Origin of the sequence: Streptomyces sp. NPDC005262 (assembly GCF_042872425.1) — a bacterium.
Classification (GTDB): domain Bacteria; phylum Actinomycetota; class Actinomycetes; order Streptomycetales; family Streptomycetaceae; genus Streptomyces.
On sequence record NZ_JBIAKK010000004.1, the window covers coordinates 250149 to 269674 of the forward strand.

Below are 19526 nucleotides of genomic sequence, written 5' to 3' on the forward strand. Positions count from 1 at the left end.
GAAGATCGTGGGATGGCCATCTTCCCGCAGACCCGCGCCCGGACGGGCGCCCCGTCCTCCGCCGCTGTGCGGCTTCCTCATCTGCGGTACATCGGCCCCAACTGGTACGCGATGGTCATGGGCACCGCGATCGTGGCCGGCGCGGGTGCGGCGCTGCCCGTGCACGTGCCCGGGCTGCGCGCTGCCTGCACCGTGGTGTGGGCGCTCGCGGCGCTGCTTCTCGTGGCGGTTCTCGCCGCCCGCGTCGGGCACTGGTCCGCCCACCGCGACCAGGCCCGCGCCCATCTCCTCGACCCGGCCGTCGCCCCGTTCTACGGCTGCCTCTCGATGGCGCTGCTGGCCGTCGGCGGCTCCACGATGGTGGTCGGCCGGGATGTCGTCGGGCATCGGGCCGCCCTCGCCGTGGACGTGGTGCTCTACAGCGCGGGCACGGCGGTCGGCCTGGCCGTCGCGGTCGCCATCCCGTATCTGATGGTCGTACGCCACCGTCCGGCACCCGGGACGGCGTCGCCGGTCTGGCTGCTGCCCGTGGTGGCGCCGATGGTCTCCGCGGCACTCGGCCCGCTGATCGTGCCGGAGCTGCCCGCCGGCCAGTGGCAGGAGGCGATGCTGCTCGCCTGCTACGCGATGTTCGGGCTGAGCCTGCTGGCGACGCTGACGATGCTGCCGCTGATCTTCGCGCGGCTGGTCCACCACGGTCCGCTGCCGCTCGCCCTGACCCCCACCCTGTTCCTGGTCCTCGGCCCGCTGGGCCAGTCGACGACCGCGGTCGGTCAACTCGCCGATGTGGCGCCGGGTGCGATCGGGGAACCGTACGCCGCCGCGCTCGGGGCGTTCGCCGTGCTGTACGGGGTGCCGGTGATGGGCTTCGCGCTGCTGTGGCTGGCGCTGGCCGCGTCGATGGTGGTGCGCGCGCTACGGGGCGGCATGACGTTCAGCATGACCTGGTGGGGCTTCACCTTCCCGGTCGGCACGTGTGTCACCGGCGCGGCAGGGCTGGCCCGGCACACCGGACTGACGGCGTTCACCTGGCTGGCCGTCGCGCTGTACGTGCTGCTGGTGTCGGCGTGGGCGGTCGCCGGGCTGCGGACGCTGCGCGGGCTGGTCAGCGGAGCGCTGCTCGCAGCGCCGCAGGCGCCCCGGCCAGTGACGGCCCGTACCACGTGAGATATCGCCCGTCGACGAGTGCGGCGGGCAGCGCGGGGAAGGCCTCGGGTCCGTCGCCCGCGGTGAAGCGGTACGGCTCGTCGGGCAGGACGACCAGGTCCGCGCCCGCCGCGTTCAGTTCGTCGAGCGGGATGCGGGGGTAGCGCTCGGCGTGACCGGCGTACACGTTCCGCACACCGAGCCGGGCGAGCAGATCGCCCGCGAACGTGTCGCGGCCGAGCACCATCCATGGCCTGCGCCAGATCGGCACGATCGCGCGGCGCGGCTCGTCCGCCGGCAACAGCGCCGCCCAGGCGGCCTCGGCCTCGTCGAGCCAGCGCGGCCTGGCCAGCCCGCAGCCGGTCACCAGGACCCGGTGCAGTTCGGCGAAGGCCTGGTCGAGGCAGCGGATCTCGGTGGTGAGGACCTCGATTCCCGCGGCACGGAGCGCGGCGAGGTCGGGTGCGCGGTTCTCCTCCTCGTTGGCGACGACGAGATCCGGGCGGAGCGCGACGATCGCGGCCACGTCGGGGTTCTTGGTTCCGCCGATACGCGCGGCGGCCAGACCGGCCGGACGGGTGCACCAGTCGGTGACGCCGACGAGGAGGCCGGGGGCGGTGGCGGCGACGGCTTCGGTGAGCGAGGGGACGAGCGAGACGACGCGGAGCGCCGGGGCCGGGACAGACACCGATTCGGACACCGGGTCTCAGCGTCTCGGGTCGTTCGTGGCGTCGACATGTTCCGCGACCGCGACGACCAGCAGCCGGGTCTCCGGCATCGTGGCCCGCCAGCGGTGCCGTACACCGCCCGACAGGAACAGGGTGTCGCCGCGCTCCAGCCGGTACGCCTGCCCCTCCGCCTCCACCTCGACGGCGCCCTCCACGACGTACATCACCTCGTCGTTGCGGTGCTGGAACTCCCGCCCGAGATCCATTTCGCCGGTGAACTCCAGCGCGCTGAGCTGATGCCGCCCCCGCACCACTCTGCGCGCCCCGTCGCCCGTGCCCGCCCGGACCAGCTCGACGGCGCGCGCCGAATCGGCGGCGGCGCGAAGCCGTGCCGTGGTGGTCTCCAGGGCGTCGGCCACCCGGTCCAGCGACCGGGCGCTGGGTCTCGCCCGCTCGTTCTCGATCTGGCTGAGGAACGGCACGGACAGGCCGCTGCGGGTGGCGACCGCGGCCAGTGTGAGCCCCAGAGATCTGCGCCGTCGGCGGACCGCGGCACCCACGCGGAGTGTTTCCTTGTCGTCCATGTCCGGCTCCCTCCCGACTCGTCATCCTTCCGGCTGCCAGCACCTTACGCACACGGTTACGCAAGGACGGCCGGTAAAGGAACATCACACAGCCGGAAGGGGTGGGTCCGCCCATCGGCGGCACCCACCCCTTCCGGCTGTGTCGAGCTCCTGCTACTGGGGAGCCATCTTGTCCGCGATGCCCGGATTCTTGTCCATCCAGGCCTTCACGGCTTCTTCCTCGTGTCCCGTCCCGCGCTTCTGGATCTCGTTCTCCAGGCCGGCCAGCTGCTGCTCGCTGAGCTTGAAGTTCTTGAACCACTTGGTGAGCTGCGGATAGTTCTTCGGAAAGTCCTTGCTCGCGATCGTACGGATGGTGTCGCCGTTGCCGAAGGCCTTCTTGGGGTCCTTCAGCTTGGTGAGGTCGTACTGGTTGTACGCCCAGTGCGGCGTCCAGAGCAGAACCGCGATCGGCTCCTTCTTGGCGTACGCGCGCTTCAGCTCGGCGAGCATCGAGGGCGTCGAGCTGTCGACGACCTTGTACTCCTTGTCCAGGCCGTAGGCGGGCAGCACGTTGTTCTTCAGGTTGGCCATGGTGGCGGTGCCGGGCTCGATGCCGATGATGCGGTTCTTGAACTCGTCACCGCGGCCCTTGAGGTCCTTGTACGACTCGATGCCCTTGACGTACGAGGGGACGGCGATCTCCAGCGAGGTCGGCCCGTACCACGATCCGAGGTCGGTGAGCCGGGAGCCGTACTTGTTCCAGTAGTTCTTCTGGGTGTACGGCAGCCAGCCGTCGAACTGCACGTCAAGCTGGCCTCGGGACATCGCGGCATACATCGGACCGACCTCGAACTGCTTCAGGTCGATCTTGTAGCCGCGGTCCTCCAGGACCGCCTTCCACAGGTACGTGGCGGCGATGTCCTCCTCCCAGGGGAACCAGGCCATCTCGACGGTACGGTCGCGCTCGTCCTTGCCGCTCGCGCCCTTCGCCGTCTTGGCCACGGGCGTCCACTTGTCGGCGACATCCGGGTTGTCCTTCAGCCAGGCGCGGACGGCGTCCTGCTCCTTGCCCTTGCCGGTCGTCTGGATCTTCGCCTCAAGACTCGTGAGCTGGCCCTCGCTCATCTTGAAGTCCTTGAGCCACTTGCCGACCTCGGGGTTGTCGTCGGCGAAGCCCTTACGGGTCAGCGTGTGGATGCCGTCGCCCTTGCCCCAGAGGTTCTTGGGGTCCTTGAGCTTGGTGAGGTCGTACTGGTTGTACGCCCAGTGCGGCGACCACAGCGGGACGACGATCGGTTCCTTCTTGGCGTACGCGCGCTTCAGCTCGGCGAGCATCGACGGCGTCGAGCCGTCGACGACCTTGTACTCCTTGTCGAGGCCGTAGCCCGGCAGGATCTTGTCCTTGAGCAGGCCCGTCTCACCGGCGCTCGGCTCGATGCCGACGACCCGCCCCTTGAACTCGGATCCCTTGCCCTTGAGGTCGTCGAGCGAGTCGACGCCCTTCACGTACGACGGGACGGCCAGCTCCAGGGAGGTGGGGCCGTACCAGGAGCCCATGTCCTCCAGGCGGTCCTGGTACTTCTTCCAGTACATCGCATGGGTGACCGGGAGCCAGGAGTCGGTCTCGAAGTCGATCTGGCCGCCGGCCATACCGGTGTAGAGCGCGCCGGCCTCGTACTGCTTGACGTCGACCTCGAAGCCGCGCTGTTCCAGCAGCTCCTTCCACAGGAAGGTGGAGGCGATGCCCTCGTCCCACGGGATGTATCCCATGCTGATCTTCTTGCCCTTGCCGATGTTCGCGGCGTCGGTGACGTTGCCGGTCTCCGACTTCGACGCACCGAACATGCCCATGCCGCCTGCGACGAGGGCCAGGACGACGACGCCGACGACCGCGACGGCGGGCTGCGGCCGGTGGTTCCAGATCTTCAGTCCGCCGGCCATCGACTGGGCCCTGGCGAGCGCGCGACGGGCCAGCGGGGAGACCTCGCGGCCGAGCGCGCCGGTCATCCGGTCCAGGTACATCGCCAGGATGACGATGGAGACGCCCGCCTCGAAGCCGAGGCCGACGTCGACGTTGCCGATGGCACGGTAGACGGAACCGCCGAGGCCGCCGCCGCCGACCATGCCGGCGATGACCACCATGGACAGGCCCAGCATGATGACCTGGTTGATGCCCGCCATGATCGTGGGCAGTGCCAGCGGCAGCTGGACCCGCAGCAGGGTGTTGCGCGAGGTGGTGCCGAAGGCCTCGGCCGCCTCCACGAGCTCACCGTCGACCTGACGGATGCCGAGCTCGGTCATCCGGACGCCCGGGGGCAGCGCGAAGATGATCGTGGCGATGATGCCGGGCACCACGCCGACACCGAAGAAGATGACGCCGGGGATCAGGTAGACCATGGCGGGCATGGTCTGCATGAAGTCGAGCACCGGCCGGGTCACCGCGGACACGGCCTTCGAGCGGGCGGCCCAGATACCCAGCGGCACGGCCAGCACCAGCGTGACGATGGTGGCGACGAGCACCAGGGTGAGGGTGTCCATCGCCTCGTCCCACAGCTCGACGGAGTCGATGAGCGCGAAGCCCACGAAGGCCAGCACACCCGGGAGCAGACCGCGCAGCCACCAGGCTATGACGGCGAGGATGCCCGCGAAGAGCAGCGGGGCGGGGGCGGAGAGTACGGCGGCTATGCCGTCGAACATGCCGCTGACGACCGAGCTGATCGCGTCGAACAGCCAGGCCAGGTGGGTCTGCAGCCAGTCGACCGCGGTGTCCACCCATTCACCGAGCGGGATCCTAAACATCGGCGGCCACCTTCTTCTCGGTGGTGGCGGCGTCCTGCGGGACCTCGGTGGGGCTCATCGGCTCGCCGAGGACGGCGAGCAGCCGGGACCGGGGCACGACCCCCACGAGCTCACCGTCGGCGCCGGTCACGGCAACGGCGACCCCGCTGCGCGAGCAGGGCGTGAACAGCTCGATGATCGGGGTGGACTCGGAGACCGTGGCCGGCGCCGACCGGAGGATGTCGGCGGGCGTACGGAGTTCCGTGCCGTCGTCCGCCTCGGTGCCCAGGACGGTGTACGGCTCGGCCATGATGGCGCCCGCGGTCAGCACCCGGGCGCGGTCGACGTCCTGGGTGAAGGAGGCGACGTAGTCGTTGGCCGGGGTGACGAGGATGTCCTCGGCCGTCCCGAGCTGAACGATCTTTCCGTCCCGCATCACCGCGATCCGGTCACCGAGGCGCATGGCCTCGTTCAGGTCGTGGGTGATGAAGACGATGGTCTTCTTGAGCCTCTTCTGGAGTTCGAGCAGCTGGTCCTGCATGTCGCGGCGGATCAGCGGGTCGAGCGCGCTGAAGGACTCGTCCATCAGCAGCAGATCGGCGTCGGTGGCGAGGGCACGGGCCAGGCCGACGCGCTGCTGCATGCCGCCGGACAACTCGTCGGGCCAGGACTTCTCCCAGCCGGCGAGGCCGGTCAGCTCCAGCGCCTCGGCAGCGCGCTTCTCACGCTCGGCGCGCGGCACACCCTGCACCTCGAGGCCGTACCCGGCGTTCTCCAGGACGCTCCGGTGCGGGAAGAGAGCGAAGTGCTGGAAGACCATGCTGATCTTGGAGGAGCGAACGGTGCGCAGTTCGCGCGGGCTCAGGGCGGTCAGGTCCTGGCCGTCGAACAGCACGCGTCCGGCCGTGGGATCCAGCAGGCCGTTGAGCATCCGCAGCAACGTGGACTTGCCGGATCCGGACAGACCCATCACGACGAAGATCTGTCCCGGTTCGACGGTGAACGAGGCGTCGATCACCGCTGCGGTCGTTCCGTCGGCGCGCAGCTCGTCGCGGTCCGTGCCGCTCTCGAGCTTCTGCACGGCTTGATCGGGTCGTCTGCCGAACACCTTGTACAAGTGTTCGGCTTGCAGCCTTGACACATACACCTCACGCGTTGAACCGAAAACGGTCTGCCACCCCCTCCGGCAGACCGTGGAGCGGCGCGGGTTCGGCCCGCTTGACACGCGCTGGAGTTGCAATTGCGACGTGATCCGCTCCGGTGGCGCGCCTGCCCACACTTACCCGGACCAAACAGAAGAGTGACCCAGTTCACTTCCGGGCCGGTGTCAGTGGGGTGCGGCATGATCGGGGTGTGACGCGACGCCTGATGCTCCTCGACACCGCTTCCCTCTACTACCGCGCCTACTTCGGGGTCCCCGATTCGGTGCGCGCGCCGGACGGCACGCCGGTCAACGCCGTGCGCGGACTGCTCGACTTCATCGGGCGGCTCGTCCAGGACCACCGGCCGGACGAGCTGGTGGCCTGCATGGACGCGGACTGGCGGCCACACTGGCGGGTGGAGCTGATCCCGTCGTACAAGGCACACCGCGTCGCCGTGGAGACCGCCGAGGGACTCCCCGACGAGGAGGAGACCCCTGACACGCTGGCCTCGCAGGTCCCGATCATCGAGGACGTGCTCGATGCGCTCGGCATCGCCCGGATCGGTGTCACGGGGTACGAGGCGGACGACGTGATCGGCACGCTCACCGGCCTGTCCACCGGCCCGGTGGACATCGTCACCGGCGACCGGGACCTCTACCAGCTCGTCGACGACGCTGGCGGGGTGCGGGTGCTCTACCCGCTGAAGGGGGTCGGGTCGCTCCAGCTCACGGACGAGGCGTGGCTGCGCGAGAAGTACGGGGTGGACGGCTCCGGCTATGCCGATCTGGCGCTGCTGCGCGGCGACCCGAGCGACGGGCTGCCGGGGGTTCCCGGCATCGGCGAGAAGACGGCGGCGAAACTGCTGGACACCTTCGGCGACCTGGCCGGGATCATGGCAGCGGTGGACGATCCCGCGTCCAGGCTGACACCTTCGCAGCGCAAGCGGCTCGACGAGGCGCGGGACTACGTGGCCGTCGCACCGACGGTGGTCCGGGTCGCCGGTGACGTACCGCTGCCCGAGTTCGATCCCGCACTGCCCGCCGAGCCGCGCGATCCCGCCGCCCTCGAGGCACTGGCCGACCAGTGGGGCCTGGGCGGCGCCCTGCGGCGCCTGCTCTCCACCCTCCGGGCGTGAGGTGCTAACTTAGGCAAGCCTAAGTATTTGGAGCAGGGAGAACCTCGTGACAGAACGACCGGCGCGGCAGGCACCCACGGCGCAGGGGGCCCAGGTCCTGCGTACCGAGCGGATCACCCCGCACATGGTGCGCGTGGTACTCGGTGGCGATGGCCTGGCGGGCTTCGCGCTGTCCGGGTTCACCGACCACTACGTCAAGCTGTGCTTCGCGCCCGAGGGCGCGGACTATGCGCACCCGTTCGACGTGGCCCGCATCCGCGACGAGTACCCGCGTGAGCTGTGGCCCACCACCCGCACCTACACGGTCCGCTCCTGGGACCCGGTCACCCGGGAGCTGGCGATCGACTTCGTGGTGCACGGCGACGAGGGCCTGGCCGGCCCGTGGGCGCTCCGGGCGGCTCCGGGCGATCAGGTGACGTTCCTGGGCCCCGGGGGCGGGTACGGGCCGGACGCGTCTGCGGACTGGCACCTCCTGGCCGGTGACGAGAGCGCCCTGCCGGCGATCGCGGCGGCACTGGAGCGGATGCCCGCAGGCGCGGTGGCGCACGCGTACATCGAGGTGGCGGACGCCTCCGAGGAGCAAAAGATCGAGACGGCCGACGGGGTGGAGCTCACCTGGCTGCACCGCGGCGAGCGCCCGGTCGGCGCGGCCGTGACCGCGGCGGTGAAGTCGTTGGACTTCCCCGCGGGCGAGGTCCAGGCGTTCGTTCACGGCGAGGCGGGGTTCGTGAAGGAGATCCGCCGGCACCTGCGTCTCGACCGGAAGATCCCGCTGTCGCGGCTGTCGATCTCCGGCTACTGGCGTCTCGGCCAGAACGACGACACCTGGCGCTCGGTGAAGCGGGAGTGGAACGAGCAGGTGGAGCGCGAGCAGGAGCGCGCGGCGTAGGGCACCGCACCCCGGCGCCCCCTGCGGGTAGGTACGCCCCGGTCACCGTCCAGGAAGGACGGCGGCCGGGGCGTATGCGTGCCGCGGGCTCCCGGACGGTGACCGGGGCGTGTGTACGTGTCCCGGTCAGCCGGCGCCGTGCGGCTCCCTCGGCCCGTCGTCGCCGTACGCCCTTGCCGACGCGTCCACGTGCGCGAGCCGGCGCAGTGCGCTGAACATCGCCTCGCCCAGCACCGTACCGACGACCACACTCTCCACCAGGTCCTCGCGCGCCACCCGCCGCCCCACATAGTCGAGGTCGGCCCGGGCGACCGGTTCCGCGGCGGCCGCGTAGTCGTCGAGCAGTTCGACGAACCCCCCGTGCCCCGCCCGCCGCAGCGCGACCAGCACTCCGGCCAGGGTCTCGCCGGCCGGACTGTGCGCGTCGGCCCGCCAGCCACGCCGGACCAGCAGTTCGGCCACCTCCTCGCGGGCGTCCTCCAGTTCGGGCCCGGGTTCGCCGCCCTCCAGCGCCGTGATCCGCTTCGCCGCCGCGCCCAGCACGTTGTGCACCGGCTGCGCGGGGTCGTCGATCGTGTGCAGGACATCCCCGATCGCGGCGAGCGAGAGGCCGCCGACGTCGAGCAGGGCGCGGATCAACTTCAGCCTGCGCTCGTGCCCGGAGTCGTACGACGCCTGATTCGGGCTGGTCAACTGCCCTGCGGGCAGCAGCCCTTCACGTACATAGAACTTGATCGTCGGTACCGGAACCCCGGACCTACGACTCAACTCGCCGATGCGCACCGCGTGTTGCTCCTTCCGCTCTTGCCAACTCCGCACCCATCATAGATAGTTCCACTATCGGATAGCGGAGAGTGCCACTATCTATAATGATCCTTCACCGTCACAGGGGGTACATCCATGTCGTCATGGCGTTCCTGGCACCGTCCCTTAGTCCTTTTCGCCGCGGCAATGGTCGTCATGGCCGTCGTGTCCGGGGTGGGACTACTGGTCGACGACCGGGTCCTCGCGGGCTCGGCAATCTGGTTCAAGCCCTTCAAGTTCGCGGTCTCGTTCGTGGTGTACGCGCTGGCGCTCGCCTGGATGCTGACCCTGCTCACCCGTGGCCGGCGCGCCGGCTGGGTGGCCGGGACCGTGGTCGCGCTCTCCGGCCTGGTCGAGATGGCGATCATCACCGGGCAGGTGATCCGGGGCAGGCGGAGCCACTTCAACCACGCCACCCCTTTCGACGAGCGGCTGTTCACCGTGATGGGCGCCACCGTCGTCATCCTCTGGACCGGAACGCTGGTCATCGCGATCCTGCTGCTGCGTGCCCGTATCCCGGACCGCGCCGCCGCCCTGGCGATCCGCTCGGGTGTGCTCACAGCCCTGGTGGGAGCCGGATTCGGCTTCCTGATGACACAGCCGACGCCGGGGCAGCGAGCCGCAGGCAACCTCGACACCGCCGATGTGGTCGGCGCGCACTCCGTCGGCGTACCGGACGGCGGCCCCTCGATGCCGCTCACCGGCTGGTCGACGACCGGCGGCGATCTGCGTATCCCGCACTTCGTCGGGATGCACGCGCTCCAACTGCTCCCGCTCTTCGTCTTCGCCCTGGCCGCGCTGGCCCCGCGCCTGCCCCGACTGGGTGATCCGCGAGTGCGGCTGCGTCTGGTGCGGGTCGCCTCCGGGTCGTACGCGGCGGTCGTCGCCCTCGTCGCCTGGCAGGCACTGCGGGGGCAGCCGCTGATCCATCCGGACGGCGCGACGCTCGGCGCCGCGGCCGCTGTCCTGGCCGCCACCGCCGCCGGTACGTACACGGCACTGCGGCCGATTCCCCCGTCCCGCAAGGCCGATGCCGACAAGAAGGAGCTCGTGGCATGACCGGCGCACTCTTCGAAGTCTCGTTCTGGCTGACCGCACCCTTCTGGATGCTGATGATCCTGGCCCCGCACTGGCGGACCACAGCGCGCCTCGCCTCGTCACCGCTCACCGTGCTGCCGGTGCTGGTCGTCCATCTCGTCATGGCCGTGCCGGTCTTTCCCGAACTCTGGTCCGCGGTACTCAGTCCCGACATCGACACGTTCCGCGACCTGACCGCGCTGGCGAACGGTGCGGGGGCGATCTGGGCCCAGGTCATCGCCTGGGATCTGCTGCTGGGCCAGTGGATGTTCCTGGAGGGGCGCCGCCTGGGCATCCCCGCCCTGGTGATGAGTCCCCTGCTGGTGCTGACGATTCTGCTGTCGCCGTTCGGCCTGCTCGTCTTCCTGGTCGTGCGCACCGTCCGCAGGCCGCGGAGCCGGCCCGGGCAGACGCACCCGGACCGGCTCCCTGACTCGGCGCTGTCGTAACCCCCGCGCACTCCTGACCGTCAGACGGACTTCTGGTACGAGCGGAAGGTGCGGGTCGACAGCCAGACCGCCGCCACCGCGAGGACCAGCAGCGCTCCCCCGCGGCTGAGCACCAGACCCCAGTCGGGGTCGGCGGTCAGCGCCGAACGGCCCGCCACCATCGCCCAGTTGACCGGGTTGAAGTCCGCGATCTGCCGCATCCACGACGGCATCTGACTCGACGCCATGAAAGAGGACGAGAGGAAGGTCAGCGGCAGCAGGAGAAACGTATTGATGCCGATGATCGACTCACGCTGGCGGACCAGCATCCCCAGGGCGTTGGAGAGCGCGCCGAAGACCGTACCGAGCAGGATCGACGCGACGAGAAGGATCAGCAGTCCGCCCGCCCCGCCCGGGTAGGTGGCACCGGCGGCCCAGCCGAGCAGCACGATGATCACCGACTGCACGGCGGTACTGATGCCGTTCTGCACGACGTTGGCGTTCATCAGCGCGTTCCGGCTGACCGGGGTGGTCAGGAATCGGTTGAGCGTGCCCCGTTCGATCTCCTCCAGGGTTCCCATCCCGGCCCACATGCTCGATCCGAGGGCGCTCATCACCACGATGCCCGGGATCAGGTAGTCCAGATAGGACGTGGTCCCGAAGCCGCCGAGCTCGACGACCTTCTTGAAGAGGTTGCCGAACAGGAACAGCCAGATCACCGGCTGGATCAGGGAGATCGCCAGGAAGACCGGCTGCCTGATGATCGCCATCAGCTGCCGCTGGGTCATGTACCAGGTCTGGGCGAGGGTCTGGCTGCTCATCGGGGGCCTCCTGCGGCGACGGGAGCGGGGGCTAGCCCGTCATCTGCGGCCTCGGCCTCGGAGAAGCGGCGTCCGGCGTAGCGCAGATAGACGTCGTCGAGGGAGGGGCGGGCGACGGTGGCGGCGGCGACCGACGCACCGGCCTGCTCCAGGGCGGTGAGCAGCACAGGGACGGCGGCGGCGCCGTCCTCGGCGCGGACGCTCACCCGGCGGCCGTCGGCCTGCACCTCGTACACCCCGGGGACTGCGGTGAGGGCGGCGTTGATCGCCGTACGGTCGCCGTCGGCGCGCAGCTCCATGTGGACCGCGTCGCCGCGGAGTTCACCCTTGAGCTCGTCGGGGGTGCCCTCGACGACGATCCGGCCGCGGTCCACGATCGCGATGCGTTCGGCCAGCCGGTCGGCCTCCTCCAGGTAGTGCGTGGTGAGCACGATCGTGAGCCCCTCGTCGCCGGCCAGCCGGGAGATCTCGTCCCACATGGCCGTCCGGGCCTCGGGGTCGAGTCCGGTGGTGGGCTCGTCGAGGAAGAGCACCTCGGGCCGGTGGACCAGACCGAGCGCCACGTCGAGGCGGCGCTGCATACCGCCGGAGTACCCCTTGACCTGGCGCTTGGCGGCGTCGGCGAGATCGAAGCGGTCCAGGAGCTCATCGGCGCGGCGCTGGATCGCAGCGCCCCGCATCCCGTAGAGCCTGCCCTGCAGCACCAGGTTCTCCCGGCCGGTGGCGACGGGGTCGGCGCCGGACTTCTGAGCGACGACACCTATCGCGCGGCGGACCCGGTCGGGGTGGCGCAGGACGTCGTGTCCGGCGACCGTCGCGGCGCCGGAGTCCGGGCGGGCGAGGGTGGTGAGGATCTTCACGGTGGTGGACTTTCCGGCGCCGTTGGGGCCGAGGAGTCCGAAGACCGTGCCGGCACCGACGGTGAGGTCCATACCGTTCAGTGCGGTGACATCGCCGGGATAGGTCTTGATCAGTTGTCGCGCCTCTACTGCGGGCGCACGGGTGCTCATGGCAGAGCTCTCCTGTGGTCAGCGGGGTGTTCGGGCATGCCGAGCCGATCCGCGTCGAAAGGAGCCGGGCTATCCTGGGTGTGCCGCACCTCGATCGCCTGGCTCGCCCTCACGGCGTGACCGGTCCGGGGTTCGAGACCCTGGCGGGCGCTGCTCCAACAGTCCCCTGCCAGGGTCCTTCTTCGTCTCCGGTACTTCTTCTCCGGTAGTGCTCCTGTGCTCGTGCGGTCCTCGTCGCGCTACCGCTCCGGGTCGAGGACGATCTCCTGTTCGTCCAGGTCCTGCCAGTCCTGCGGCACTTCACCGGTCTCGTGGAAGGACTTCCACTCCTCGATACCGCTGATCGTGGCGTCGGCGAGTTCTGTGCGGAATTTCTTGATCCACTCCAGCTGTGCGTCGATCATGTGGAGCTGGTACTCGGTCTCCACGACGAACACCCGGGGCAGCTTCCCCGTCAACTGACCGAGGACACCCCGGAGCGACGCGGACTGGAGCTCCAGTGCCGCCTCCCGGGTCTCCAGCAGCTCCGACACGTCCTCCGGCGGCAGCACCGGCAGCAGCGAGAGCGCGGTCCCGAAGACCGGGTACTCGGCAGCCGGCGCGGCCAGCAGATCGGAGAGCCAGTCGATCATTTCGACGCGCCCCGCCTCGGTGAGGCCGTAGAGCGTGCGCTCGGGGCGGTTGCCCTGGCGCTGCACACCGGCCACCTCGACGTAACCGTGCTTCTCCAGGTTCTGGACGACGGTGTACAGCGAGCCGAAATTGATCTTGACGCTGTGTTCCTTGCCGCGTCGGCGAAGCGTCTGGGCGATCTCGTACGGATGCATGGACCGCTCCGCGAGCAGCACCATCACCGTCAGCGCCAGTGGATTGGTGAGCTTGCGCCGTTTGGCCACCACCCCCACCACCCTTTACTCCGCCATCGAATACTCGTGGACGAACATATCGCGAGTGTCATGACACGTCAACCACGATGTATCGCGAATTCGAGGCGGCGTGGAAAGATTCTCCGCACTGACCAATCCGCGCTGCCGTCGGCTCCGAATCACCCCACGGAACCGATGCGCATCCTGGGAGGAAGCCCGCGTGAAAGTAGCCGTGCACATCAGCGGAGCGCCATCGGCGGGGCCCGATCTCCAGGAGCTCCTGGAGCTGGTGGCCCGGGGCGACCAGGATGCATTCGCCAGGGTGTACGACGCGGTCTGCGGCCCGGTCCTCGGTCTGGTACGGAGTGTGCTGCGCGACCCCGCGCAGTCGGAGGAGGTGGCGCAGGAGGTGCTGGTCGAGGTGTGGCGGACCGCCCCGCGCTTCCAGGCTTCCCGCGGCAGCGCCATGAACTGGGTACTGACCCTGGCCCATCGCCGGGCGGTGGACCGGGTGCGCTCCGTCGAGGCGACGACGGCCCGTGAGCACCGGGCGGCGCTGCTGGACCGTACGCCCGAGTTCGACGAGGTCGCCGAGCAGGTCGAGAGCCGGCTGGAGCGGGAGCAGGTACGCCGCTGCCTGCGGACCCTGACCGAGCTGCAACAGCAGTCCGTCACACTGGCCTACTACCGCGGTCTGACCTACCGCGAAGTGGCGGAACTCCTCGCCGTACCGCTCGGGACGATCAAGACACGACTGCGCGACGGGCTGATCCGGCTGCGCGACTGCCTCGGGGTGAGCGCATGAGCAAGGTGGATCGCAGGAGCGGGGCCGAACTGCACACGCTGACCGGGGCGTACGCCCTTCACGCGCTGCCGGACGCGGAGCGCGGGGAGTTCGAACGCCATCTCGGCGACTGCGAGGCCTGCGCCGTGGAGGTGCGGGAGCTGTCCGAGACCGCCACCCGGCTCGGGCTCGCGGTGTCCGCGGCCGCGCCGCGCGAGCTGCGCGACCGGGTGCTGCGGGAGATCGCCACCGTACGCCAGGAATCCCCGTCGCACGACCGGGGCTCCCGCTCGGCCCTCCCCGCCCAACGGGCGCGCCGCTGGCCGAAGTTCGCGCTCGCCGCGGCTCTGGCCGCCGCTGCCGGGTTCGGCGGGATCGCGGTGTGGCAGAACCAGGTCGCCCGGAACGCACAGCAGGAGGCGCACCGGGCGCAGCAGCAGAGCGAGCGGGTGGCGCAGGTCCTCGCGGCGCCGGACGCGAGGACGAGGTCCGGCGCGCTGAAGGACGGGGCGAAGGGCACCGTCGTGGTCTCGCAGAGCGAGAACAGGGCCGTCTTCGTGGCCTCGGGGATGGCGCCTCCCCCCAGTGGCAAGGTGTACCAGTTGTGGTTCGACGACGGCGGGACCATGCGGTCCGCGGGGCTGATGAACCGGGTCGCGACGAGCGACACCGTGCTGCTGGACGGACCGGTCGACGGGGCATCGGGCATAGGGATCACCGTCGAGCCGGCCGGCGGCTCCGCGCAGCCGACGTCCGCGCCGCTGGCGCTGCTGACCTTCCCGACCGTATGAAGGGCCCCCTGTCATGACCGTCTCGGTCGCCCTGTTCACCTCCGATCTGCGGCTGCACGACAACCCGGCCCTGTCCGCGGCGGTGCGCGGGACGGATGCCGTCGTCCCCCTCTTCGTCGAGGACGACGGCATCCGCCGGGCCGGTTTCGACGCGCCGAACCGGCGGGCGTTCCTCGCCGACTGCCTCGTCGGTCTCGACGCGGAGCTGCGTCGCCGCGGTGGCCGGCTCGTCGTCCGCCGCGGCGACGTCGTCCCCGAGGTATGCGCCGTGGTCGCGGAGACGGGTGCGCGGAGTCTGCACATCGCGGCCGGGGTGAGCGGGTACGCGCGGGAACGTGAGGACCGTCTGCGTACGGCTCTCGGGGCTGCCGGCTGCACCCTGCACGTCCATGACGCGGTGGTCACCGCCCTCCCGCCGGGCCGGGCCGTCCCGGCGGGACGCGACCATTTCGCAGTGTTCACCCCGTACTTCCGCCGTTGGGAGGCGGCCGGTGTCCGGGGCACACTGACCGGTCCCCGGACGGTACGGGTGCCGGACACCGTGTCCTCCGCACCGCTGCCGGCGCGAGCGGAGGTCACGGGCGTCTCACCGGGTCTCGCCGAGGGCGGCGAGACGGCAGGGCGCAGGCTGCTCGCCTCCTGGCTGAACGGCCCGATGGCCGACTACGGGACCGGCCACGACGACCTCGGCGGGGACGCGACGTCCCGGCTGTCGCCGTATCTGCACTTCGGCTGCCTCTCCGCGGCCGAACTGGTGAACCGGGCACGTGAGAAGGGCGGGCCGGGCGCCGACGCGTTCGTGCGGCAGCTGGCCTGGCGGGACTTCCACCACCAGGTCCTCGCCGCCCGGCCGGACGCGGCATGGGCCGACTACCGTCCACGGGGCGACCGGTGGCGGTCCGATCCCGACGAGATCGAGGCGTGGCGTGCCGGACTCACCGGCTATCCACTGGTCGACGCGGCGATGCGACAGCTGGCGCACGAGGGCTGGATGCACAATCGGGGCCGCATGCTGGTTGCGAGCTTTCTCACGAAGACGCTGTACGTGGACTGGCGCGTCGGCGCCCGTCACTTCCTGGATCTCCTGGTCGACGGGGATCTGGCGAACAATCAGCTCAACTGGCAGTGGGTGGCGGGCACCGGTACGGACACCCGCCCCAACCGGGTGCTCAATCCGGTGGTCCAGGGCAAGCGGTTCGATCCGCGGGGCACGTACGTACGGCGCTGGGTGCCGGAGCTGGCGGACCTGGCGGGCACTGCGGTCCACGAGCCGTGGAAGCTCGCCGGCCCGGACCGGGCGCGGCTCGGCTATCCGGATCCGGTGGTGGACCTGGCCGAGGCCCGCGCCCGCTTCGAACGGGCTCGCGGCCTCGGCTGAAGGCCGGCTGTCAGCGTTTCCGCGGCGGCCGGGGGGAAGAAGCCGCTGGTCCGGGCGGTGTACCCGGCATAGCCCGGCCGCCCCGCCATATGCCGTTCCAGCAGCGCTTTCCCACTGCCCCGGGTCAGCAGGAAACTCATCACCAGCGGTGAGACGACCGTGTCCGCCGCCGCAGCCGGCTCCGCGCAGACGATCAGGGCCCTGAGCCATCACCCTCGTCCCCGGTGTCGAGCAGCAACCGTGCCGCGCGTGGAAGCGCGGCACCTCGGCCAGCATCCGGAGGTAGGACGCGCGCAGTGCGGTGCCCGGCCGGGCGAGGAGTCCGGCGGGCCCGCGCCCGCCCGCGTACTCGATACCGCAGCCCTCGCACCGGATGGACATGCTCATCTCGGACTCCTGGGTGGCCACACCGAGTTCGGCGAAGAGCCGCAGAAGGTACGGGTACGTACGCCCGTTGTGCACGATGAATCCCGAGTCGACGCGGTGCGAACGCACCGCCGGCAGCAGCGATGTCATGGGTGTGTGCATGACCTCCGATCCGTTCGTCGGACTCGTACAGCGTCACGTCGTGCGCCCGGGCGAGCACATACGCGGCGGTCAGTCCCGCCACCCCGCTGCCCACCACAGCTGTCCGCCGGCGATTGCGCGCCATGCCGGTTCCTCCGGTCCATCGGTGCCGGGCGGAGCCCGGTGCGCGGCGAACGGGCCCTCTTTGAGCACCCCTCGGAGGTGATCCGTAGCCGGAGCCGTGAGGGATTGGTCGATGACCGCTTCTCCTCCGGTCGGGTGATGGACCAATCCGCAGGCCGTCCGGTGACGAACCCCAGTTGTGAGCGAAGAACAGAACGATGTGCAGGAGCACGGGGCCACCCGGCCCCGGCGGTCCCGCTGGACACGTGCCGGTCTCGCCGGGCTCAGCGGTCTGATCGCCGGGTTCTGCGCCCTGGCCGTGGCCGAACTGGCCTCGGCTGTCGTACGTCCTGAGGCGGGTCCGGTCGCGGCGGTGGGCGGGGCGGTCATCGACCGCACGCCCCCGGCCGTGAAGGACTTCGCCGTACGGCACTTCGGCACCGCCGACAAACTGGTGCTCCAACTGGGCATCCTGGCACTGCTGGCGGTATTCGCCGTGGCGGTCGGGATCCTGGCGTCGCGGCACCGGCTGCTCGGCTCGGCGGCCGTTCTGGTCTTCGGCGTGGTCGGCGCGGTGGCGGCGGTGGGACGGCCGGAAGGCAGCCCCGCCGATGCCCTGCCCTCGGTGGTGGGTGCCGTGGTCACCGCAGGAGTGCTGTATCTCCTGGCCGGACGGCTCGGTTCGGTGCTCCGTCCCTCTCCTGCGGCTGGAGTGCGGGACGGGCAGGGGGACGGCACCTTCGACCGGCGCGGTTTCGTGATCGCGGCGACCGCTGCGGCGGCGGCCTCGGCCGGTGCGGGGTTCCTGGGACGGCGGCTGACGTCCTCGGTCCAGGCCGGTGCCGCCGCCTCACGGCGTGATCTCGTCCTCCCGGTACCCGAGTCGCCGGCGCCCGCCGTGCCGCCCGGGGCGGATCTGCGGATTCGCGGGCTGAGCTCGTTCATCACCCCGAACAAGAGCTTCTACCGGGTGGACACCGCCCTGGTCGTGCCGCGCGTCGACGCCGATCCGTGGCGGCTGCGGATCCACGGCAAGGGGGTCACCCGCCCTCTCACGGTCAGCTTCCGGGACCTGCTGAGGCGGGAGATCATCGAGCGCGACATCACCCTGGCGTGCGTCTCCAACGAGGTCGGCGGCCCCTACGTGGGCAATGCCCGGTGGATCGGTGTACGGCTGGCCGATCTGCTGCGAGAGGCCGGGGTGGAACCGCCTTCGCGGGACGGTCCCGCCGACCAGATCGTGGCGCGTTCCGTCGACGGCATGACGATCGGCACGCCGGTCGAGGCGGTCATGGACGGGCGCGACGCGATGCTCGCCCTCGGCATGAACGGCGAACCCCTGCCGTTCGCGCACGGCTTCCCGGTCCGCATGGTGGTGCCGGGACTGTACGGGTACGTCTCGGCCTGCAAGTGGATCAAGGACATCGAGCTGACGACGTTCGCCTCCTACGACGCCTACTGGGTCAGGCGCAGCTGGGCCCGGCAGGCGCCGGTGAAGACGGAGTCCCGGATCGACACACCGCGCCCGTTCGCCTCGCCGAAGCCAGGCATCGTGCCCGTCGCCGGGGTGGCCTGGGCCCAGCACCGGGGGATCTCCCGGGTGGAGGTCCGCGTCGACGGCGGTGTGTGGCATCCGGCCCGCCTCGCGGCACAGGACAACCGGGACACCTGGCGCCAGTGGGTGTGGGAGTGGCCGGCCACTTCCGGCCGTCACACGCTGGAGGTCAGGGCGACCGACGGGACCGGGGCCACTCAGACCGTAGAACGCGTCGGCACCGTCCCGGACGGTGCGACCGGCCGGCACTCGGTGGTGGTCGACGTGTCCTGACCCGAACACCCCCCGCACGCGCCCTCATTCACTTCTTCGTTCTCAACCGTCTCGCGCGCCTCGCGCATCTCGATTCAGGAGAATCACATGCCCCCTCTGCACCTTCGCCGTGCCGCCGTTGTCGTCTCCGCCGCCGCGGTACTGCCGCTGGCCCTGACAGCCTGCTCCAGCGACTCCAAGGACTCTGCGTCCGGCTCCGCCGCAAGCTCGGCCAAGACATCGCCGTCGGCCACGGCGAGCGGGTCGATGAACATGAACGAGCCCTTCGGACCCGGCTGTTCGTCCGTACCGAAGGACGGTGCGGGCAGCTTCGCGGGCATGGCGAAGGACCCGGTCGCCACGGCGGCCTCGCACAACCCGGCGCTCTCCACCCTGATCGCCGCGGTGAAGAAGGCCGGTCTGGTCGACACCCTGAACAACGCGGAGAACATCACCGTGTTCGCCCCGACCGATGACGCGTTCGCCAAGATCCCGCAGGCCGACCTGGACAAGCTGCTGGCGGACAAGGAGCAGCTCACCAAGGTCCTGACCTATCACGTGGTGGGGCGGAAGCTGGCGCCGCAGCAGCTGGACAAGGGCTCCTTCGCCACGCTGGCCAAGAGCGAGCTGACGACTTCCGGCTCGGACATGGCCTACACGGTGAACGACAGCTCGAAGGTCGTCTGCGGCAATGTCCCGACCGCCAACGCCACGGTGTACATCGTCGACACCGTGCTGATGCCCCCGCAGTAGCGCCACGGCGTCGCCATCGGCCGGCCGGGGCCGCGTCACCGCCCCGGCCGGTC

At 70.3% G+C, this 19526-nt stretch carries 18 protein-coding genes and 2 pseudogenes; 10 read left to right on the forward strand and 10 right to left on the reverse strand.

The window, feature by feature from the left end; genetic code table 11:
* Positions 1-12: 12 nt before the first annotated feature.
* The gene (locus ACFYP5_RS14275; RefSeq protein ID WP_389034928.1) at positions 13-1167 is read left to right on the forward strand and encodes a TDT family transporter; all 1155 of its coding nucleotides are present in this window, start codon (positions 13-15) and stop codon (positions 1165-1167) included.
* Here ACFYP5_RS14275 and ACFYP5_RS14280 read toward each other — a convergent pair.
* The 4 genes from ACFYP5_RS14280 to ACFYP5_RS14295 all read right to left on the reverse strand — a co-directional run bounded on the left by ACFYP5_RS14280 (position 1106) and on the right by ACFYP5_RS14295 (position 6239).
* Positions 1106-1846, reverse strand: coding sequence for a helical backbone metal receptor (locus ACFYP5_RS14280; protein WP_389034930.1), 741 nt, complete (start codon positions 1844-1846; stop codon positions 1106-1108). The genes ACFYP5_RS14275 and ACFYP5_RS14280 overlap by 62 nt on opposite strands.
* A gap of 6 nt (positions 1847-1852) precedes the next feature.
* Complete coding sequence (locus tag ACFYP5_RS14285; protein WP_389034933.1) at positions 1853-2398, reverse strand: helix-turn-helix domain-containing protein; 546 nt, start codon at positions 2396-2398, stop codon at positions 1853-1855.
* A gap of 153 nt (positions 2399-2551) precedes the next feature.
* Complete coding sequence (locus tag ACFYP5_RS14290; protein WP_389034937.1) at positions 2552-5179, reverse strand: ABC transporter permease/substrate binding protein; 2628 nt, start codon at positions 5177-5179, stop codon at positions 2552-2554.
* On the reverse strand, positions 5172-6239 hold the full coding sequence (locus ACFYP5_RS14295) for a glycine betaine/L-proline ABC transporter ATP-binding protein (RefSeq protein WP_389034939.1): 1068 nt from the start codon (positions 6237-6239) through the stop codon (positions 5172-5174). Before ACFYP5_RS14295 ends, ACFYP5_RS14290 begins: the two co-directional genes overlap by 8 nt.
* Positions 6240-6526: 287 nt before the next feature.
* Here ACFYP5_RS14295 and ACFYP5_RS14300 point away from each other — a divergent pair, with 287 nt between their 5' ends.
* Together ACFYP5_RS14300 and ACFYP5_RS14305 are read left to right on the forward strand one after the other, a co-directional pair.
* Positions 6527-7435 carry a 5'-3' exonuclease H3TH domain-containing protein gene (locus tag ACFYP5_RS14300; protein WP_389035330.1) on the forward strand — a complete coding sequence of 303 codons (909 nt, stop codon included), beginning with the start codon at positions 6527-6529 and terminating at the stop codon, positions 7433-7435.
* A gap of 46 nt (positions 7436-7481) precedes the next feature.
* On the forward strand, positions 7482-8324 hold the full coding sequence (locus ACFYP5_RS14305; RefSeq protein ID WP_389034942.1) for a siderophore-interacting protein: 843 nt from the start codon (positions 7482-7484) through the stop codon (positions 8322-8324).
* A gap of 126 nt (positions 8325-8450) precedes the next feature.
* Here ACFYP5_RS14305 and ACFYP5_RS14310 read toward each other — a convergent pair whose 3' ends face one another.
* The gene (locus ACFYP5_RS14310) at positions 8451-9107 is read right to left on the reverse strand and encodes a MerR family transcriptional regulator (RefSeq protein ID WP_389034944.1); all 657 of its coding nucleotides are present in this window, start codon (positions 9105-9107) and stop codon (positions 8451-8453) included.
* Positions 9108-9275: 168 nt separating this feature from the next.
* Between ACFYP5_RS14310 and ACFYP5_RS14315 the strand changes: the two genes are divergently transcribed.
* Together ACFYP5_RS14315 and ACFYP5_RS14320 are read left to right on the forward strand one after the other, a co-directional pair.
* The gene (locus ACFYP5_RS14315; RefSeq protein WP_389035332.1) at positions 9276-10187 is read left to right on the forward strand and encodes a hypothetical protein; all 912 of its coding nucleotides are present in this window, start codon (positions 9276-9278) and stop codon (positions 10185-10187) included.
* Complete coding sequence (locus ACFYP5_RS14320) at positions 10184-10654, forward strand: ABA4-like family protein (protein WP_389034946.1); 471 nt, start codon at positions 10184-10186, stop codon at positions 10652-10654. Before ACFYP5_RS14315 ends, ACFYP5_RS14320 begins: the two co-directional genes overlap by 4 nt.
* A 20-nt stretch (positions 10655-10674) precedes the next feature.
* Here ACFYP5_RS14320 and ACFYP5_RS14325 read toward each other — a convergent pair whose 3' ends face one another.
* The 3 genes from ACFYP5_RS14325 to ACFYP5_RS14335 form a co-directional block, all read right to left on the reverse strand.
* A complete protein-coding gene (locus ACFYP5_RS14325; protein ID WP_389034948.1) occupies positions 10675-11454 on the reverse strand; it encodes an ABC transporter permease in 780 nt (259 codons plus the stop codon).
* Complete coding sequence (locus ACFYP5_RS14330) at positions 11451-12464, reverse strand: ATP-binding cassette domain-containing protein (RefSeq protein WP_389034951.1); 1014 nt, start codon at positions 12462-12464, stop codon at positions 11451-11453. The genes ACFYP5_RS14325 and ACFYP5_RS14330 overlap by 4 nt, the downstream gene beginning before the upstream one ends.
* Positions 12465-12703: 239 nt before the next feature.
* Complete coding sequence (locus ACFYP5_RS14335) at positions 12704-13360, reverse strand: PadR family transcriptional regulator (RefSeq protein ID WP_389035335.1); 657 nt, start codon at positions 13358-13360, stop codon at positions 12704-12706.
* A gap of 190 nt (positions 13361-13550) precedes the next feature.
* Here ACFYP5_RS14335 and ACFYP5_RS14340 point away from each other — a divergent pair, with 190 nt between their 5' ends.
* From ACFYP5_RS14340 to ACFYP5_RS14350, 3 genes are read left to right on the forward strand one after another with little or no spacing between them, the layout of a single operon-like run.
* Positions 13551-14135 carry a sigma-70 family RNA polymerase sigma factor gene (locus ACFYP5_RS14340; protein WP_389034954.1) on the forward strand — a complete coding sequence of 195 codons (585 nt, stop codon included), beginning with the start codon at positions 13551-13553 and terminating at the stop codon, positions 14133-14135.
* Positions 14132-14905 carry an anti-sigma factor domain-containing protein gene (locus tag ACFYP5_RS14345; RefSeq protein WP_389034956.1) on the forward strand — a complete coding sequence of 258 codons (774 nt, stop codon included), beginning with the start codon at positions 14132-14134 and terminating at the stop codon, positions 14903-14905. Before ACFYP5_RS14340 ends, ACFYP5_RS14345 begins: the two co-directional genes overlap by 4 nt.
* Before the next feature lie 13 nt (positions 14906-14918).
* Positions 14919-16283, forward strand: a complete 1365-nt coding sequence (locus ACFYP5_RS14350; protein WP_389034959.1) for a cryptochrome/photolyase family protein — start codon at positions 14919-14921, stop codon at positions 16281-16283.
* Between the two features lie 10 nt (positions 16284-16293).
* Here the strand turns inward: ACFYP5_RS14350 and ACFYP5_RS14355 are convergent.
* Positions 16294-16492 (reverse strand): annotated as a pseudogene (locus tag ACFYP5_RS14355) (hypothetical protein); the annotation flags it as partial.
* A 40-nt stretch (positions 16493-16532) separates the two neighbouring features.
* Positions 16533-16935 (reverse strand): annotated as a pseudogene (locus ACFYP5_RS14360) (FAD-dependent oxidoreductase); the annotation flags it as partial.
* 198 nt (positions 16936-17133) lie between these two features.
* On the opposite strand from ACFYP5_RS14360, the gene ACFYP5_RS14365 reads away from it, so the two are divergent.
* Positions 17134-18741 carry a molybdopterin-dependent oxidoreductase gene (locus tag ACFYP5_RS14365; RefSeq protein ID WP_389035338.1) on the forward strand — a complete coding sequence of 536 codons (1608 nt, stop codon included), beginning with the start codon at positions 17134-17136 and terminating at the stop codon, positions 18739-18741.
* Between the two features lie 87 nt (positions 18742-18828).
* Positions 18829-19473: a fasciclin domain-containing protein gene (locus ACFYP5_RS14370; protein ID WP_389034961.1), complete on the forward strand. Its 645-nt coding sequence runs from the start codon at positions 18829-18831 to the stop codon at positions 19471-19473.
* Positions 19474-19526: the final 53 nt, after the last annotated feature.